This is a genomic window from Microbacterium sp. LWH3-1.2 (genome assembly GCF_040675855.1).
GTDB lineage: Bacteria > Actinomycetota > Actinomycetes > Actinomycetales > Microbacteriaceae > Microbacterium.
Genome location: NZ_JBEGIK010000001.1, coordinates 1,978,297 through 1,993,409, shown reverse-complemented (window position 1 = coordinate 1,993,409; position 15,113 = coordinate 1,978,297). Strand labels below are relative to the sequence as shown.

Below are 15,113 nucleotides of genomic sequence, written 5' to 3'. Positions count from 1 at the left end.
TGGAGGACTCAGCTCTGCGCTGAGGAGTCCAGGGCCGAACTGCGTTCAGCCGGGACGATCGTCGTCTTCACCTCGACGAAGGCCCCGGGATCTGCGGCCTGGCCGCCACCGATCGCCTCGTCGTCGGGCGCGGGGTCTGCGGGTCGCTGCGAGCGACGAAGCAGCTTGAACACCGTGACGAGGATCGCGGCGAGCGCGAGCGCGGCGGCCGGGAGCAGATTCGCTCCCGCCAGGAGCAGCAGGCCGATCGACAGCACCGCGGCGACGACCGCCATGAACCAGCCCGCGGTGAAGCGCGGCAGGATGAGGGTCGCGGCGATCATGCCGGCGGCGTAGATCGACACCATGTTGCTGGTGTGGATGAGGATGAACGTCTGCAGGTCACCGCCGGTGGCGAGCGCGATCGCGCAGTAGACCATCGCGATGATGAACGTCAGCAGGAGAGCGCGCCGGGGGACCCCGCCCGACTCGGCTCCCGGCGCGAGCACGCGGGGCAGATCGCCCGATGATGCGAGCGAGGCCCCCAGCTTGCCGAACGCGGCGAGGTACGCGTTCATCACGCCCAGGACGACGATCGCCGCGATGGCGCCGATGGCGGTGGGTCCGAATCCCGGCGCGACGGCGTCGGCGAGCGAGAGCAGCGGCACCGCGCCGGCACCCGCATCCTCGCCGAGCACGCCAACGGTCACGACCTGCAGCAGCAGGTACGCGAGGCCTGTCACGACGAGCGCGATGGCGGTGGCGATCGGGATGCTGCGGCGCGGGTCGCGAAACTCTCCCGAGATGTGCGTGCCCACCTCCCAGCCGGCGAACGCCCAGACGAAGAGACTGATCGCTGTGCCGACGCCCGCCCACCCGTGGGGCAGGAACGGCGAGAAGCTCGCCGCCTCGACCGCGGGGAACGCCGTGGCGACGACGAAGACGACGATGCCGACGAGGAGCCCGGTGAGTACGAACTGCACCCAGCCGGCGACGCGCACGCCGAGCATGTTGACGGCGAACGGCGGCACGAGGATCGCGAACAGGAGTATCGGCACTGCGTCGCGATCGATGTGCAGGATCGCCGACAGGTACTCGGCGCCGAGGAACGCGAGCACCGGGAACCCTGCGGCCACCCCGAAGTAGAACCAGTAGCCCGTCGCGCGGGCGGCGGTGCTGCCGAGCGCGCGGCGCACGTAGCTCGCGACCCCGCCGGGATCGGGGTAGCGCGCGGCGAGCGCCGCGAAGGTGCCCGCGAGGGGCACCGCGAGAACGATCACGGCGAGCACCGACACGACGGACGCCGGGCCCGCCACGTCGGCTGCCAGACCGGGAAGCACGAGGAGCCCGGTGCCGAGCACCGACGCGATGTAGAGCGCCGTGCCCTGGACCACTCCGAGGCCCCCGCGCTTTCCGCTTCGAGTCACCGTCCCAGTGTGGCGGGGATGTGCGACACCCGGCCGCGCCTGCGCCGCCGACCTGGTGCGGATTCCTGCCAACCCTCGCAGCCGCGATCCTCAATCGAGGTTCTGCGCCGAGATGCGGAGCCAGCGAGGGCGTGTCGGCCCTGACCTCGGCGCAGCTCCTCAATTGAGGACGCGCGGGACGCCGCGGCTCAGACCTCGAGCGGGTCGACGCCGGCGCGGACGAAGGCGGCGGCGGCGGCATCCGTCGACGCCTCGCGGTCGGTGTCGACGAGGCCGAGGCGCGTCCGCCGGTCGAGGAGGTCGGCGATGCTCAGGGCGCCCTCGATGCGCACGCCCCACTCGAGCTCCTGCGCCGTCACACCGCGCGCGGCGGACGGGCCTGGCGGGAGAGCGGCCGCGTAGGGCGCCTCGGCGCCGAACCGGCGCACCAGACGCGGCGCCGCGGCGATCTCGCCGAGGCGGTGCCGGGGCCACGCACCGACGAGCGGTATGGAGCGGGTGGCCGACGGGCGGGACGCGAACCCGGGGTCGCGGCGTATCACGGCGTCGACGGCGTCCTCTGCCATCCGCCGGTAAGTCGTGAGCTTGCCTCCGACGATGCTGAGGACGCCGCTCGCGGACTCGGTGATCGCGTGGCGGCGGGAGAGGTCGCTGGTGTCGTGGTCGTCCGCCCCGGCGAGCAGCGGGCGCAGCCCGGCGAAGGTCGAGAGCACGTCGCTGCGCGCGAGAGGCTCCTCGAGCACCGTGTTGAGCGTGCCGAGGAGCATGTCGACCTCGGCCTCGGTCGCGTGCGCCACATCGGGGACGGGCCCGTCGGCAGGCACATCCGTGAGGCCGATGTAGGTGCGGCCATGCTGCGCGGGCAGTGTGAAGACGAACCGGCTCGACGAGCCGGGGATCGGCACGGTGAGCGACGCGTCCGAACCGCCGAGGCGGGCCGTCGACACCACGAGGTGCGTGCCGCGACTCGGACGCAGCCGCACGTCTCGGTCGAGCTCGCCCGCCCACACGCCCGTCGCACCCACGACGGCGCGCGCGTGCACGCGGAGCGTCTCGCCGGTCACGATGTCGCGCAGGGTCGCCTCGCGCCCCGTGACCTCGACGGCCTCGACACGGGTGAGGACGGATGCCCCGTACCCGGCGGCCGTCCGCGCGACGGCGACGACGAGCCGGGCATCGTCGATGAGCTGCCCGTCCCACCCGCGCACGCCGCCGCGCAGACCCTCGGCGCGAACCGCGGGAGCGAGCGCGAGCGTCGCGCCGCGGCCGATCGCGCCGGGCGGCCGCAGCAGCGATCCGGGCGTTCCGACGGCACGGCGCAGGCCGTCGCCGAGCTCGTACCCCATGCCGATGTACGCCCCGCGCACGACGTGGCCGGGCTCGTGCAGCGGAACGACCTGCGCGAGCGCGCGCGTCAGGTGCGGCGCGGTGCGGGTGAGGAGGATGTGCCGCTCGGTCGCGCTCTCGTACGCGATCCCGACCTCGCCCGACGCCAGATACCGCAGGCCGCCGTGCACGAGCTTGGAGCTGAAGCGGCTGGTGCCGTGCGCGAGGTCGTGCCGCTCGACCAGTACGGTGCGCAGGCCCCGGCTCGCAGCATCCAACGCGATCCCGGCTCCGGTGATGCCGCCGCCGATGACGAGCACGTCGAGCTCGCGCTCGCCGGTGAGGGCGTCGAGTTCGCGCGCCCGCCGAGCAGCCGAGAGCGCCGACGGGCCGGGCGTGCGCCCCACGATCCGCGTCGTCACTGCTCCCCCAAGGCGGGCGCCAGGTAGCCCCGCAGCGCGTGGGCGAGCTCGGCGCGCCAGGCTCTCTCGGGCAGCCACTCGGCGACGAGCGGGGCGGACTGCACGGCGGACTGCGCGACCAGCAGCACCATGGCCGCGAGCTGGCGCGGTTCTCCCGCGCGAACGTAGCCCGCGCGCTGCCCCGCCTCGATGCGCCGGGCGGTCTCCGCGTGGATCGCGCGCTGGCTCGTTCCCAGCCGGTCGAGGATGTAACGGGCGAACAGCTCCGGGTCGGTGTCGCGCAGGCGGTCGACGAGGGGCAGACGCCGCACGCGGTCGGCCGTCTCGACGAGCAGCGCGACGAGCTCGCCGAGGTCGCCGGACTCCCCCGCCTGGGCGGGTAGCGCGGCGACGAGCTCGCGCGTGACGAGGGCGGCGAACACCGCCTGGGCGTCGGGCCAGTACCGGTAGAGCGTCTGCCGGGCGATCCCGCAGCGACGCGCGATGTCGGATGCCGTCGTCCGACGGATGCCGTGCGCCAGCACCTCGGCCAGCGCGGCGTCGAGGATCGCGGTCTCGGTGTCGGGCACTCCATCGGCCATGTGACAACCATACATAATGTGTCATACTGTCGCCATGGCTGCGACGGTGCACACCGACTCCCCCGGCGACCCCGCGACCCCGGCGCGGCCCGTCGCCATCCCGACGCCGCGCCCACGCGGCGACTGGGACGCGTGGGGGTCCGAACCGGCCCGCCTCCCGGCCGCCGCCAGGGCGATCGTCGCGACGCTGCTTCCCGGCAAGGCGCACCCCGTGCCGCGCCGCGCCGAGCCCGTCCTCACGCCGTCGCTGCTGCCCGATGACGACCTCGCCGCCCTCGCCGCGGTGGTCGGCGCCGATGCGGCGTCGCGCGACGATGCGGTGCGACTGCTCCACCTCGGCGGCAAGAGCACGCGCGACCTGCTGCGTCGCCGCCTCGACGAGCCGCAGGCCGCGCCGGACGCGGTGGTCTCCCCCAGGGCCCACGACGAGGTCGCCGCTGCCTTGCGCGTGTGCGGCGACCGCGACATCGCCGTCGTGCCCTTCGGCGGGGGCACCTCGGTCGTGGGCGGCGTGGACCCCGTGCGCGGCGCGCAGCGCGCCGTGATCGCCCTCGACCTCAGCCGCACCGCGGCGCTCCTCGCGCTCGACGAGGTGTCGCTCCTCGCGACGTTCGGCGCGGGCACGACCGGTCCTCAGGCCGAGGAACTGCTCGGTGCCCGCGGCTACACGCTCGGCCACTTCCCGCAGAGCTTCCTGTACGCCTCCCTCGGCGGGTATGCGGCGACGCGTTCGAGCGGCCAGGCCTCGCGCGGCTACGGCCGCTTCGACGACCTCGTCCACGCGCTGCGCGTCGCCACTCCGGCCGGAGACCTCGACCTCGGGCGCTCCCCCGCGAGCGCCGCCGGCCCCGACCTGCGCGAGCTGTTCCTCGGCTCGGAGGGCGCCTTCGGGGTCCTCACCGAGGTCACGGTCCGCGTGCGCCGGGTGCCGGCGGCTACCGCGTACCGCGCCTGGTCGTTCCCGGACTTCACCGCCGGCGCGTCGGCGTTCCGCGAGGCCACGCAGCGCGGCATCCGTCCCACCGTCCTGCGGCTGAGCGACCAGACCGAGACGCGCGTGAACGCCGCGATGGGCGGACACCTCACCCGGATGCGCGGCTGCCTCGCCGTCGCCACCTTCGAGGGTGCGACGCGCGCCGAGGCCGAGGCCACGCGCGATGCGCTCGACGCCGTCTTCCGGGCTCATGGCGCGACATCGCGCGGCGAGGACCCCGCGCTCTCGTGGGAGCGCGGCCGCTTCGCCTCGCCCGCGCTGCGCGACTCCCTCATGGACCTCGGCGTCCTCGCCGAGACGCTCGAGACCGCGACGACCTGGGCGAACCTGCCCGCTCTCAAGAGCGCCGCGACCGCCGCGCTCACCGAGAGCCTCACGGACTCGGGAACCAAGCCGATCGTGCTGTGCCACATCTCGCACGTCTACCCGGCGGGCGCCTCGCTCTATTTCACGGTGGTCGCCGCGCTCACCGACGATCCGCAGGCCCAGTGGATGAGGGCGAAGGATGCCGCGTCCCGTGCGATCGGCGACGCCCACGGCACGATCACCCACCATCACGCCGTGGGGCGCGATCATCGGCCGTATCTCGAGGCGGAGATCGGCCCGCTCGGGGTCGACGTGCTGCGCGCGGTGAAGAACGTGCTCGATCCCCGGGGCATCATGAACCCCGGCGCACTGATCGCGCCCGCTGCGGACGCGGCGGAGCGCGCGTGAGGGTCGCGCTGCTCGTCAACCCCGCGGCCCGCGCCGGAGCGCACACCGGTGCCGCCACGAAGGCCGCCGAACGCCTGCGCGCGCACGGCGTGCAGACGTCGATCCTGAGCGGCGGCAGCGCGGCGGAGTCGTCCGCGCTGCTGCGGACCGCGATCGATGTCGGCGTCGATGCCGTCGTGGTCGCGGGCGGCGACGGAACCGTGAACCTCGCGATCCAGGAGGTCGCGTGCAGCGGCATCCCCCTCGGAATCGTGCCGTCGGGCACCGGCAACGACTTCGCGGCGACGCTCGGGCTGCGAGAGCTCGACGTGACGGCGGCGGCCGACGCGATCGCGGGGGGCGTCACGCGCACGATCGACGTCGCGCGGGTGACGCGCGGGGACGGGTCGACGCGGTACTTCGGGTCCGTCCTCGCCAGCGGGTTCGACTCCAAGGTCAACGATCGCGCGAACGCGATGCGGTGGCCGCGGGGCGGATCACGGTACAACATCGCGATCCTCGTCGAGTTCCTGACGCTCGCCGGCATCCCGTACGAGGTGGATCTGGAGCTCGCGGACGGCACTCGCGAAGAGATGCGCGGCGACCTGGTGATGGCGACCGTGGGCAACGGACGCACGTATGGCGGCGGCATTCCGATCTGTCCCGTGGCCGACCCGGCCGACGGCCTGCTCGACGTCGTCCTCGTGCGTCCCGCCGGCCGGCTGCGTCTGCTGCGCCTGCTTCCCCGGGTGTACCAGGGCACGCACGCGAACGTCGCCGAAGTCTCCATGCGGCGGGTGCGCTCGGTGCGGCTGGCGTCGCCGGGGGTCACGGCCTACGCCGACGGCGACCCGATCGGCCCGCTGCCGCTGACCGTCGATGTGGCGCCCGGCGCGCTCACCATCTTCACGCCCGCCAGCTGAGGAGGCTGGGCGGATCCGCCCGGAGAACATGGGGAACTCCCGCCGCTCGCCCGGTCGCGTGCGGCCTCGCCAACGCCGAACTGGCACACGAGCTCTTCATCTCGCCGAAGACGGCCGATCATCACGCCTGTGCCGTGTTGCCGAACTCGGCATGGCGAGCCGCCGCGATGTCGTGCGCGCCACCGCCTCGCTCGGTCTCGACTGACGCGTCGGGCGTCAGTGCGTCGCCTGGGCCGCCCGGAGCTTGGCCAGCACCTGGTCACGCAGCTCCTCGGGCGCGCTCTCTTTGCAGGCGCGCGCCAGCACCTCGGTCAACGTGGTCGCGACGAGCGCCTCGTCGCGGCAGCCCTCGCAGTTCGCCAGGTGCTCCGCGATGTCGCTCTGCTCGGTCTTGCAGACCTCGTGGCGCAGGTACTCCTCCAGGTCGCGCCGGGCCTTCTCACAGCCGCAGTCGGTCATTTCGTGCTCCTCGTGGCGGCCGGGGTGATGCCGCGCTCTTTCGCGTAATCGGCCAGCAGTTCACGCAGCATCCGCCTGCCACGGTGCAGACGGCTCATGACCGTGCCGATGGGGGTCTTCATGATGTCGGCGATCTCCTGGTAGGCGAAGCCCTCGACGTCGGCGAGGTACACCGCCAGCCGGAAGTCCTCCGGGATGGACTGCAGCGCGTCCTTGACGACCGACGCGGGCATGTGGTCGATCGCCTCAGCCTCGGCCGAGCGGGTGCTCGTCGCGGTGGTGGACTCGGCACCGCCGAGCTGCCAGTCCTCGAGGTCGTCGATCGTGCCCTGGTACGGCTCGCGCTGCTTCTTGCGGTAGGTGTTGATATAGGTGTTCGTCAGGATGCGATACAGCCACGCCTTGAGGTTGGTCCCCTGCGTGAAGGTCTTCCACGAGGCGAACGCCTTGACGAAGGTCTCCTGCACGAGGTCGGCCGCATCGGCGGGGTTGCGCGTCATCCGCATGGCCGCGGCATACAGCTGGTCCATGAAGGGCAGCGCCTGCTCTTCGAACTGCGTGCGGGGATCCTGGTCCTGGTCCGCCTGCGCAGCCTGGTCGGTCGAGTCGCTCATCACGCGCCAGTCTACGGCGGGCTCTTGCACACGACCTGAGACGTGCGCGTCACGCCCGGCCAGGAGGGGCGCCTCGTGATCGAGGCGCTCGAGAGTGGCGAACATCCGGCTCCGCTCGGTAGGTTGCTCCCGGCTGGTGCCCACCGGGTTCAGTAGGGTAGAACCCGATGACAGCCGACGCGTATTCCCCGCCCTCCGCGCCGATCGAGCGCGGTCACTGGCCCGCGCCCGTCGCGGACGGCGCACTGCACGCCACGGTGACCGTCCCCGGCTCGAAATCGCTGACGAATCGCGAGCTGATCCTCGCCGCACTCGCCGACGGACCGAGCCGCCTGATCTCGCCGCTGCACTCCGACGACTCCGCACGCATGATCGATGCGCTGCGCTCGCTCGGCGTCGGCATCGAGCTCGTCGAGGGCACCGGGCTCTACGGCGACGACATCGAGGTGACGCCGGTGTGGCCGCTGCACGGCGACACCGTCGTGGACTGCGGCCAGGCGGGCACCGTCATGCGCTTCGTCGCCGGCCTCGGCGGCTTCGCCCGCGGCGACGTCACCCTTACGGCGCACGAGAGCGCGCTGCACCGCCCGATGGGTGCCATGATCACGGCGCTGCGCGACGTCGGGGTCGACATCGACGACGGCGGCCACTGGGCGCTCCCCTTCATCATCCGCGGCCACGGTCACGTGCGCGGCGGCGAGGTGACGATCGACGCCAGCGCGTCGAGCCAGTTCGTGTCGGGCCTCCTGCTCGCTGCGCCCCGCTTCGACGTCGGCCTGCAGCTGCGCCACTCCGGCGAGCGGCTGCCGAGCATCCCGCACATCGACATGACCGTCGAGGCCCTCGGGCATCGCGGCGTGCACGTCGAGCGTCCCGGTGTCGGCGAGTGGATCGTGCCTGCCGGCCCGATCCGCGGCAAGGACGTGGCGATCGAGCCCGACCTGTCGAACGCGGCGCCCTTCCTCGCAGCCGCGATGGTCGCGGGCGGCTCCGTCTCGGTCACCGGCTGGCCCGCGCACTCCACCCAGCCCGGTGCGATGCTGACCGAGATCCTCTCCCTCATGGGCGCCCGCGCGGTGCGCCGCGGGGGCTCCCTGACCGTGACCGCGGGTCCCGCGATCCAAGGCGTCGACCTCGACCTGTCCGCCGCGGGCGAGCTGACCCCCACGATCTTCGCGCTCGCGGCCTTCGCCGACTCCCCATCCACCCTGCACGGCATCGGCCACATCCGCGGCCATGAGACCGACCGCATCGCGGCCCTCGTCGCGGAGCTGCGCAGCCTCGGCGGCGAGGCCGAGGAGCTGCCGGACGGCATCCGCATCGTGCCACGCCCGCTCCACGGCGGGACCTGGCATGCGTACCACGACCACCGCATGGCGACGACGGGCGCCCTCATCGGCCTGGCCGTCCCCGGCGTCGAGGTCGACGACATCGGCACGACCGCCAAGACGATGCCCGAGTTCCCGCAGATCTGGCAGCGGATGCTCGACGGCGAGCACGCCGAGGGCGGGCTCTCCGAGGAGACGATGCGCGCCTCGTGAGACGGCGGCGCGCGCAGGGGTTCGCGGGGCGATCGGGATGAGCAGCGTGAACCGACCCGGGATCACCCGATGAGCGGGACGACACCGTGAGCTGGCTCGACGACTTCGAGGACGACGACGAACCGGGGTTCGACGAGGCGGACGTCCGGGTACGGCCGAACCCGAAGGCGAACCGTCCTCGCACCAAGCGCCGTCCGGCGCACAGCGACGCCGAGATCGCGCGCGTGCTCGGCGTCGACCGCGGTCGCTACACCGTGCTGGTGGACGAAGACCTCCCGACCGAGCGCACCGTGCTCGCCGCTCGCGCGCGCGAACTGCGCAAGACGCCGATCGTCACGGGCGACCGTGCCCGCGTCGTCGGCGACGCATCAGGGGACGAGGGCACTCTCGCACGCATCGTCGGCATCGAGGACCGCACCTCGCTCCTGCGGCGCAGCGCCGACGACACCGACCAGGTCGAGCGCGTCATCGTCGCCAACGCCGACCAGATGCTCGTGGTCGTCGCGGCGGCCGACCCGGAGCCGCGCCCGAGGCTCGTCGACCGATACCTCGTCGCAGCACTGGATGCCGGCATCCGCCCTCTCCTCGTCGTGACGAAGACCGACCTGGCAGACCCTGCAGAGTTCCTCGCGCACTTCGACGGCCTCGACCTCGAGGTGTTCACCAGCGGGCGCGAGGAGATGCCGCTCGAGCGGATCGGCGCGGCGCTCATCGGCCACTCGACGGTGTTCGTCGGGCACTCGGGCGTCGGCAAGTCGACGCTCGTCAACGCGCTCGTGCCCGATGCGAAGCGCGCCACCGGCCACGTCAACGTCGTGACCGGACGCGGGCGGCACACCTCGAGCTCGACCGTGTCGCTGCGCTACCACGGAGCGGCGCTCGACGGCGGAGCGCGGGGCAACGGCTGGGTCATCGACACCCCCGGCGTGCGTTCGTTCGGCCTCGGCCATGTGAATCCCGCCAACATCCTCCGCGCCTTCACCGATCTCGACGAGATCGCCCAGGAGTGCCCGCGCGGCTGCACGCACCTGCCGGACGCGCCGGACTGCGCCATCGTCGAGGCCGTCGAGGCCGGCCGGCTCGGCCCGGGCGGCGCCGCCCGCCTCGACTCGCTGCAGCGCCTGCTCGAGACCTTCGCGAAGAAGGCCCAGGACACCGCGACCTAGAGTGGAACGGTGACCACGACGCGCCTCGAACCCGGTTCCCTCGCTCCCGCCTTCACGCTCCCCGACCAGGACGAGCAGGCGGTGACGCTCAAGGACCTGCGGGGCGGACGCGTGATCCTGTTCTTCTATCCCGCGGCGATGACTCCGGGCTGCACCAAGGAGGCGTGCGACTTCCGAGACAGCCTCACCCCGCTCCAGGCGGCCGGGTACACGGTGCTCGGCATCTCCCCCGACGAGCCCGAGAAGCTCCGGCGGTTCCGGGAGCGCGACGGACTCGCCTACGACCTGCTGAGCGACCCCGGCCACAAGGTGCTCGAGAAGTACGCCGCGTGGGGCGAGAAGGTGAACTACGGCAAGACGTTCATGGGCGTCATCCGCTCGACGTTCGTCATCGACGAGAAGGGCCGCATCACGCACGCGCTGTACAACGTGCGGGCGACCGGTCACGTCGCCCGCGTGCGGACGCTCCTGGGCGTCTGAGACGGCTCCTGGGCGCTACGCCCCCGGAGCATGCCGGCCGGCGTCTTCGTCGCGCTGGCGGCGCGCGGCGCGTCCGGCGTCGCGCACGGCGATCAGGAGCAGCACCAGCACCACCAGAGCGGGGACCGCGAGCGCGAGCCCGAGCGCCGGGTCGGCGAAGGCGCCGGTGGCGGCGCCGAAGGCGACGGCGAGGATCAGCAGCTGCGTGACGATGCCGCCCGAGCGGCCCCACGACTGGCCGCGCCAGATGGCGAAGGCGAACGCGATGACCGCGGTGGCGCCGACGAGCGTGAGCACCGCCAGCGCGATGGCACTCTCGATCGATCCGGTGTCGCCCGAGGCGATCGCGACGATCTCACGTACCGTGAGCGCGGCGATGCCGAGTCCCTCGAGTCCCACCAGCACCGCGGCGATCCTTCCGGACATGTTTGTCCGCATTCTCCGTCGACTCCTTCTTCCACCGACAGCGGTTTGTGCGATCCCTCCATAGCCCCCGGGGAACACTCAGCAAGTCCTGCACGAACCCGCCGATCAACCCTTGATTCAGGTAAACCGCTATGGGACCATTGGTGAAGCCGTGTGCTCCCACAGCGACGTGGGGCGAGATCCTCTCGCACATCCCACAGGGTACCGGACCCGAACCGGACCTCTATTCCCCACCCCCTCTGTCACAAGGAGCACCACCATGGACTGGCGCGACAAGGCCGCCTGCCTGACCGTCGACCCCGAACTGTTCTTCCCCGTGGGGAACACCGGACCCGCCGTCGATCAGATCGAGAAGGCCAAGTCGGTGTGCGCACGCTGCACCGTCACCGAGATCTGCCTGCAGTACGCCCTCGAGACCGGCCAGGACTCGGGCGTGTGGGGCGGTCTCTCCGAGGACGAGCGCCGCGCCCTCAAGCGGCGCGCCGCCCGCGCGCGCCGCGCCTCCTGACACCCGGCGCCCACAGCGCTTCGATCGAGCGGATGCCGCGACCAGCGGCATCCGCTCATCGCTGTCAGCTCTTCGCGCGCTCGATGTAGCGCAGCGGGATGTCGATCGTGACCTCCGTGCCGCTGCCCATGATGGTGTGCCAGTCGATGGTGCCACCGAGCTCGCCCTGGATCAGGGTGCGCACGATCTGCGTGCCGAGGCCGCGGCCGACCTGACCTTCCGGCAGGCCGGACCCGGTGTCGCGCACGCGCACCTCGAGGCGGTCGTCGGTGCGCTCCGCGATGATCTCGACGTCACCCTCCTGCCCCGCGAGCCCGTGCTCGACGGCGTTCGTGACGAGCTCGGTGAGCGCGAGGGCGAGGGGCGTGGCGTACTCGCTGGGCAATGTGCCGAAGCGGCCCGTGGAGTGGGTCTTCGCGCGCGTGTTGGGCGCAGCGGCGACCTCGGCGACGAGCTTGAGCACACGCGCGAACACCTCGTCGAAGTCGACGTTCTGCGCGAGGCCCTCCGAGAGCGTGTCGTGCACGACGGCGATGGCCGACACGCGCCGCATCGCCTGGGTGAGAGCGTCGCGCGCCTCTTCGGTGTGCGAGCGGCGCGCCTGTATCCGCAGGAGCGATGCGACGGTCTGCAGGTTGTTCTTGACGCGGTGGTGGATCTCGCGGATCGTCGCGTCCTTGGTGATGAGCTCCTGCTCCTGGTGGCGGATCTCGGTCACGTCGCGGCACAGCACGATCGCGCCGATGCGCGTGCCGTGATCGCGCAGCGGGATGGTGCGCAGCGAGACCGTCACGCCGCGGGCCTCGAGGTCCGCGCGCCACGGCGCGCGGCCGGTGACGACGACCGGCAGCGACTCGTCGAACTGGCGCTTCGTCGGGAGGATGCCCGTCACGACCTCCACCAGCGACTCGCCCTCGAGCTCGTCGTCGAAGCCGAGCCGGTTGAACGCCGACAGCGCGTTGGGGCTCGCGAACGTCGTGATGCCGTCGACGTCGAGACGCACCAGGCCGTCCGACGCGCGCGGTGCGCCGCGCCGCGGCGAGGTCGGCGCCGTCAGGTCGGGGAAGTCGCCCGACGCGATCATGCCGAACAGGTCGTCGGCGCAGTCGTTGAAGGTGATCTGCTGCCTCGAGGGGGTGCGCGCCTCGCCGAGGTTGGTGTGGCGCGTGATCACGCCGATCACCGTCGCCCCTTTCCCGCTCCTGCGGGCCACCGGGACAGCGCGCACACGCGTGGGCGTCTCTTCGAACCAGTCCGGCGAGGCCGAGTCGACGATGCGGCCGGTCTGGAACGCCTCGCGCACCTGCGTGCGCCACTGCGGCCGTACGCGGTCGCCGACGATGTCGCGGTAGAAGAGGGTGGCCGCGCCGCCCGGGCGCGTGTGCGCGACGGCGACGAACGAGTCATCCGATGTCGGCACCCACAGCACGATGTCGGCGAAAGCCAGATCGGCGAGGAGCTGGCCGTCCCCCGCGAGGCGGTGCAGCCACTCCACGTCCTCGTCACTGGAGCGGCCCTGGGCGTAAACGAGATCGCTGAGGGTCGACACGGACCTAGCCTAGAGCGCCCGGCTCACACCACCCGCTCGCCGACACGTGCCACGTCGTCCGCGCCGGCGCGCGTGGCTCGTCGGGCGTCTGTGCGGCGAACGCCGCGGCGCCGTGCCTCTCCGGCGCGCTGCGGTTCCGGGGCGGGCACGATCGCCTCGCCCACGAAGCGTCGCAGCGCGAGCGTGAACGGCGATCGCGGTGCGACGCCGGCGATCGGCTGCGACGTGAGGATCGCGGCATCCGCGGATCTCGGGTCCTGCGGAAGGAACCACACGTCCTCGATGCCGCCGAAGCGGTCCAGCGTGCGGCGCACCTGCCCGCGGGCGTCGATGCCGAGCGTTCCCGGGCGGAGCCGGTTGGCGACGACCGCCACCGGGGTCGAGCCGATCGTGGCGCGCAGGTCCGCGTGTCCGCGCAGGAACCGTGCGACGCCGACGGGGTCGGCCGCGACCACTGCCACCACGAGGTCGGCGGCGCGCAGTGCGGCGAGCGTCGCAGCATTCCGGCGCGGGCCGTCGAGGTCGCTCATGATCTCTTCGTCGCGCTCGAGCGACGAAGCGACGTCGACCACCGTGTACTCGGCCCATTCGCGGCAGGCGGCAAGGGCGGCGGCCACGCGCCGGTCGCTGAGCTCCGGCCAGCGGGATGGCCGGTTGATCCCCGTGAGCACGTCGACGCCGGTGCGACCGAGCGGTACGGCGATGCGGGTGAGCTCGCGCGCGTCGAGGCCGCCGAGTTCGGCCTGCCGGCACGCGGCGGCGAATCCCGGGCCCTCGTCGGCGAGGCCGAGCGTCAGCGCGAGCGACGGGGCGAGCGTGTCGGCGTCGACGAGCGCGACGTGGCGTCCGCCGCGGGCGAGCTCGACGGCGAGCTCCGCCGCGACGGTGGAGCGCCCGGGTGCTCCGGCGGGACCCCACACGGCGATCACGCGCGGCAGAGGGCGCGCGTGCGCTGAGGCGGCCGTTGCCCGGGGCGCAGCCGAGAGCGCCTCGGCGACGCGCCACGGCTCGGCGTGCAGGCTCAGCGGGACCTCGAGTCCGCACGACGCGGCGATCCGCTCCCCTGCGGCGTCTTCGACGAGGGGAACGACGCGCGTCCCGGCGCGGTCGCAGAGCGCGACGACGGTGGGCGACATCGTGGCTCGCGACACCGCGACCACCAGCGCGTCGGCGTCGGCGAGAGCCCGGAGCATCGACTCGGCGTCGGCGCCCAGCATCCCGTCCACCGCAGCGAGGGCGGGAGCGGATGCCGGGACCTCGGCGATCACGTCGATCCCCTCTCGCCGCAGCCCGTCGGCGAGGAGCCGTGCGTCGTCGACGGCGATGACGACCCTCACGAGCCGGATCCCGTCGTGGGGACGATGGACAGCGCTGACTCGTCGGCCATCGCGGCGAGCGCGGCGGGAACGTCGGACCGCGGGATGACGAGCTCGAGGGCGGCCGCGCCGCCGCCGATCATGGAGTCGTCCCGCGTCACCGACACGACAGTGGCGTCGGCGACGAGGATGCGCGGCTCGTCGTACGCACCCTGTTCCCGCAGCGGAGCCGACCAGACTTCGACGACGCTGCCCGCTTCGACCGACGCCGGCACGTCGACGGCGCTGCGGACGACGACGCTCGTGGTGCGCGACGAGGCGGGATCGCCGACGGACGCCACGGGCACCAGCTCGCCCGCCTCGATCGTGCGGGTCGCGACCACGGGATCATCGAGGTCGTCGGCCGTGAGATACGTGTCGGCGAGGGTGCCGAGCGCGACGTCGACGACCTTCAGGTCGCCGGTGCCGATCGCCTCGCCCGGGACGATCGTGTGCGCGGCCGCGTACACCTCTCCGGTCTGCCGCGCGGCCGACACGACGAGCCATACGCCGACGACGGATGCCGCCACGAGGAGCACGCCGAGAAAGAATCGCGCATCGCCCCAGAAGGCGCGGCGCGGAGTGCGGACGGGGTCGTGGGCGGCGGTCATGCGTCCATCGTCGCCGACCCGGGACGAGAGCGTCGGGCGTTATCCACAGGGGGGAGACG

General features: G+C 72.7%; 15 protein-coding genes. 6 read left to right on the top strand and 9 right to left on the bottom strand.

The features are described from left to right. Positions 1-8: 8 nt before the first annotated feature. The 3 genes from MRBLWH3_RS09140 to MRBLWH3_RS09130 all read right to left on the bottom strand — a co-directional run bounded on the left by MRBLWH3_RS09140 (position 9) and on the right by MRBLWH3_RS09130 (position 3,735). On the bottom strand, positions 9-1,406 hold the full coding sequence (locus tag MRBLWH3_RS09140) for an APC family permease (RefSeq protein ID WP_363430831.1): 1,398 nt from the start codon (positions 1,404-1,406) through the stop codon (positions 9-11). 188 nt (positions 1,407-1,594) lie between these two features. Further along, positions 1,595-3,154 (bottom strand): glycerol-3-phosphate dehydrogenase/oxidase, encoded by a 1,560-nt coding sequence (locus MRBLWH3_RS09135; RefSeq protein WP_363430828.1) that lies wholly within the window; start codon positions 3,152-3,154, stop codon positions 1,595-1,597. After that, positions 3,151-3,735, bottom strand: coding sequence for a TetR/AcrR family transcriptional regulator (locus MRBLWH3_RS09130; protein WP_363430825.1), 585 nt, complete (start codon positions 3,733-3,735; stop codon positions 3,151-3,153). Before MRBLWH3_RS09130 ends, MRBLWH3_RS09135 begins: the two co-directional genes overlap by 4 nt. 34 nt (positions 3,736-3,769) lie before the next feature. Between MRBLWH3_RS09130 and MRBLWH3_RS09125 the strand changes: the two genes are divergently transcribed. Both MRBLWH3_RS09125 and MRBLWH3_RS09120 read left to right on the top strand, forming a co-directional pair. After that, positions 3,770-5,443 (top strand): FAD-binding oxidoreductase, encoded by a 1,674-nt coding sequence (locus tag MRBLWH3_RS09125; protein ID WP_363430823.1) that lies wholly within the window; start codon positions 3,770-3,772, stop codon positions 5,441-5,443. Next, a complete protein-coding gene (locus MRBLWH3_RS09120) occupies positions 5,440-6,345 on the top strand; it encodes a diacylglycerol kinase (protein ID WP_363430820.1) in 906 nt (301 codons plus the stop codon). The genes MRBLWH3_RS09125 and MRBLWH3_RS09120 overlap by 4 nt, the downstream gene beginning before the upstream one ends. A gap of 216 nt (positions 6,346-6,561) precedes the next feature. On the opposite strand, the gene MRBLWH3_RS09115 is transcribed toward MRBLWH3_RS09120, so the two are convergent. Together MRBLWH3_RS09115 and MRBLWH3_RS09110 are read right to left on the bottom strand one after the other, a co-directional pair. Beyond that, positions 6,562-6,804: a zf-HC2 domain-containing protein gene (locus tag MRBLWH3_RS09115; RefSeq protein ID WP_363430817.1), complete on the bottom strand. Its 243-nt coding sequence runs from the start codon at positions 6,802-6,804 to the stop codon at positions 6,562-6,564. After that, positions 6,801-7,418 (bottom strand): sigma-70 family RNA polymerase sigma factor, encoded by a 618-nt coding sequence (locus MRBLWH3_RS09110; RefSeq protein ID WP_363430814.1) that lies wholly within the window; start codon positions 7,416-7,418, stop codon positions 6,801-6,803. The genes MRBLWH3_RS09115 and MRBLWH3_RS09110 overlap by 4 nt, the downstream gene beginning before the upstream one ends. A 167-nt stretch (positions 7,419-7,585) precedes the next feature. On the opposite strand from MRBLWH3_RS09110, the gene aroA reads away from it, so the two are divergent. From aroA to bcp, 3 genes are all read left to right on the top strand, one after another. Next, a complete protein-coding gene (aroA, locus tag MRBLWH3_RS09105) occupies positions 7,586-8,959 on the top strand; it encodes a 3-phosphoshikimate 1-carboxyvinyltransferase (RefSeq protein ID WP_363430811.1) in 1,374 nt (457 codons plus the stop codon). 86 nt (positions 8,960-9,045) lie between these two features. Continuing rightward, positions 9,046-10,125 (top strand): ribosome small subunit-dependent GTPase A, encoded by a 1,080-nt coding sequence (gene rsgA, locus MRBLWH3_RS09100; protein ID WP_363430808.1) that lies wholly within the window; start codon positions 9,046-9,048, stop codon positions 10,123-10,125. A gap of 9 nt (positions 10,126-10,134) precedes the next feature. Next, on the top strand, positions 10,135-10,605 hold the full coding sequence (bcp, locus tag MRBLWH3_RS09095) for a thioredoxin-dependent thiol peroxidase (protein WP_363430805.1): 471 nt from the start codon (positions 10,135-10,137) through the stop codon (positions 10,603-10,605). A gap of 15 nt (positions 10,606-10,620) precedes the next feature. On the opposite strand, the gene MRBLWH3_RS09090 is transcribed toward bcp, so the two are convergent. Beyond that, on the bottom strand, positions 10,621-11,031 hold the full coding sequence (locus MRBLWH3_RS09090; protein WP_363430802.1) for a histidine kinase: 411 nt from the start codon (positions 11,029-11,031) through the stop codon (positions 10,621-10,623). A 259-nt stretch (positions 11,032-11,290) separates the two neighbouring features. Here MRBLWH3_RS09090 and MRBLWH3_RS09085 point away from each other — a divergent pair, with 259 nt between their 5' ends. Beyond that, complete coding sequence (locus MRBLWH3_RS09085) at positions 11,291-11,539, top strand: WhiB family transcriptional regulator (protein WP_018171995.1); 249 nt, start codon at positions 11,291-11,293, stop codon at positions 11,537-11,539. Positions 11,540-11,603: 64 nt separating this feature from the next. On the opposite strand, the gene MRBLWH3_RS09080 is transcribed toward MRBLWH3_RS09085, so the two are convergent. The 3 genes from MRBLWH3_RS09080 to MRBLWH3_RS09070 are packed head-to-tail and all read right to left on the bottom strand — an operon-like array spanning position 11,604 to position 15,054. Further along, positions 11,604-13,088 carry a sensor histidine kinase gene (locus MRBLWH3_RS09080; protein WP_363430799.1) on the bottom strand — a complete coding sequence of 495 codons (1,485 nt, stop codon included), beginning with the start codon at positions 13,086-13,088 and terminating at the stop codon, positions 11,604-11,606. Between the two features lie 23 nt (positions 13,089-13,111). Next, positions 13,112-14,425: an AAA family ATPase gene (locus tag MRBLWH3_RS09075; protein WP_363430796.1), complete on the bottom strand. Its 1,314-nt coding sequence runs from the start codon at positions 14,423-14,425 to the stop codon at positions 13,112-13,114. Further along, positions 14,422-15,054: a hypothetical protein gene (locus MRBLWH3_RS09070; protein WP_363430794.1), complete on the bottom strand. Its 633-nt coding sequence runs from the start codon at positions 15,052-15,054 to the stop codon at positions 14,422-14,424. Before MRBLWH3_RS09070 ends, MRBLWH3_RS09075 begins: the two co-directional genes overlap by 4 nt. Positions 15,055-15,113: the final 59 nt, after the last annotated feature.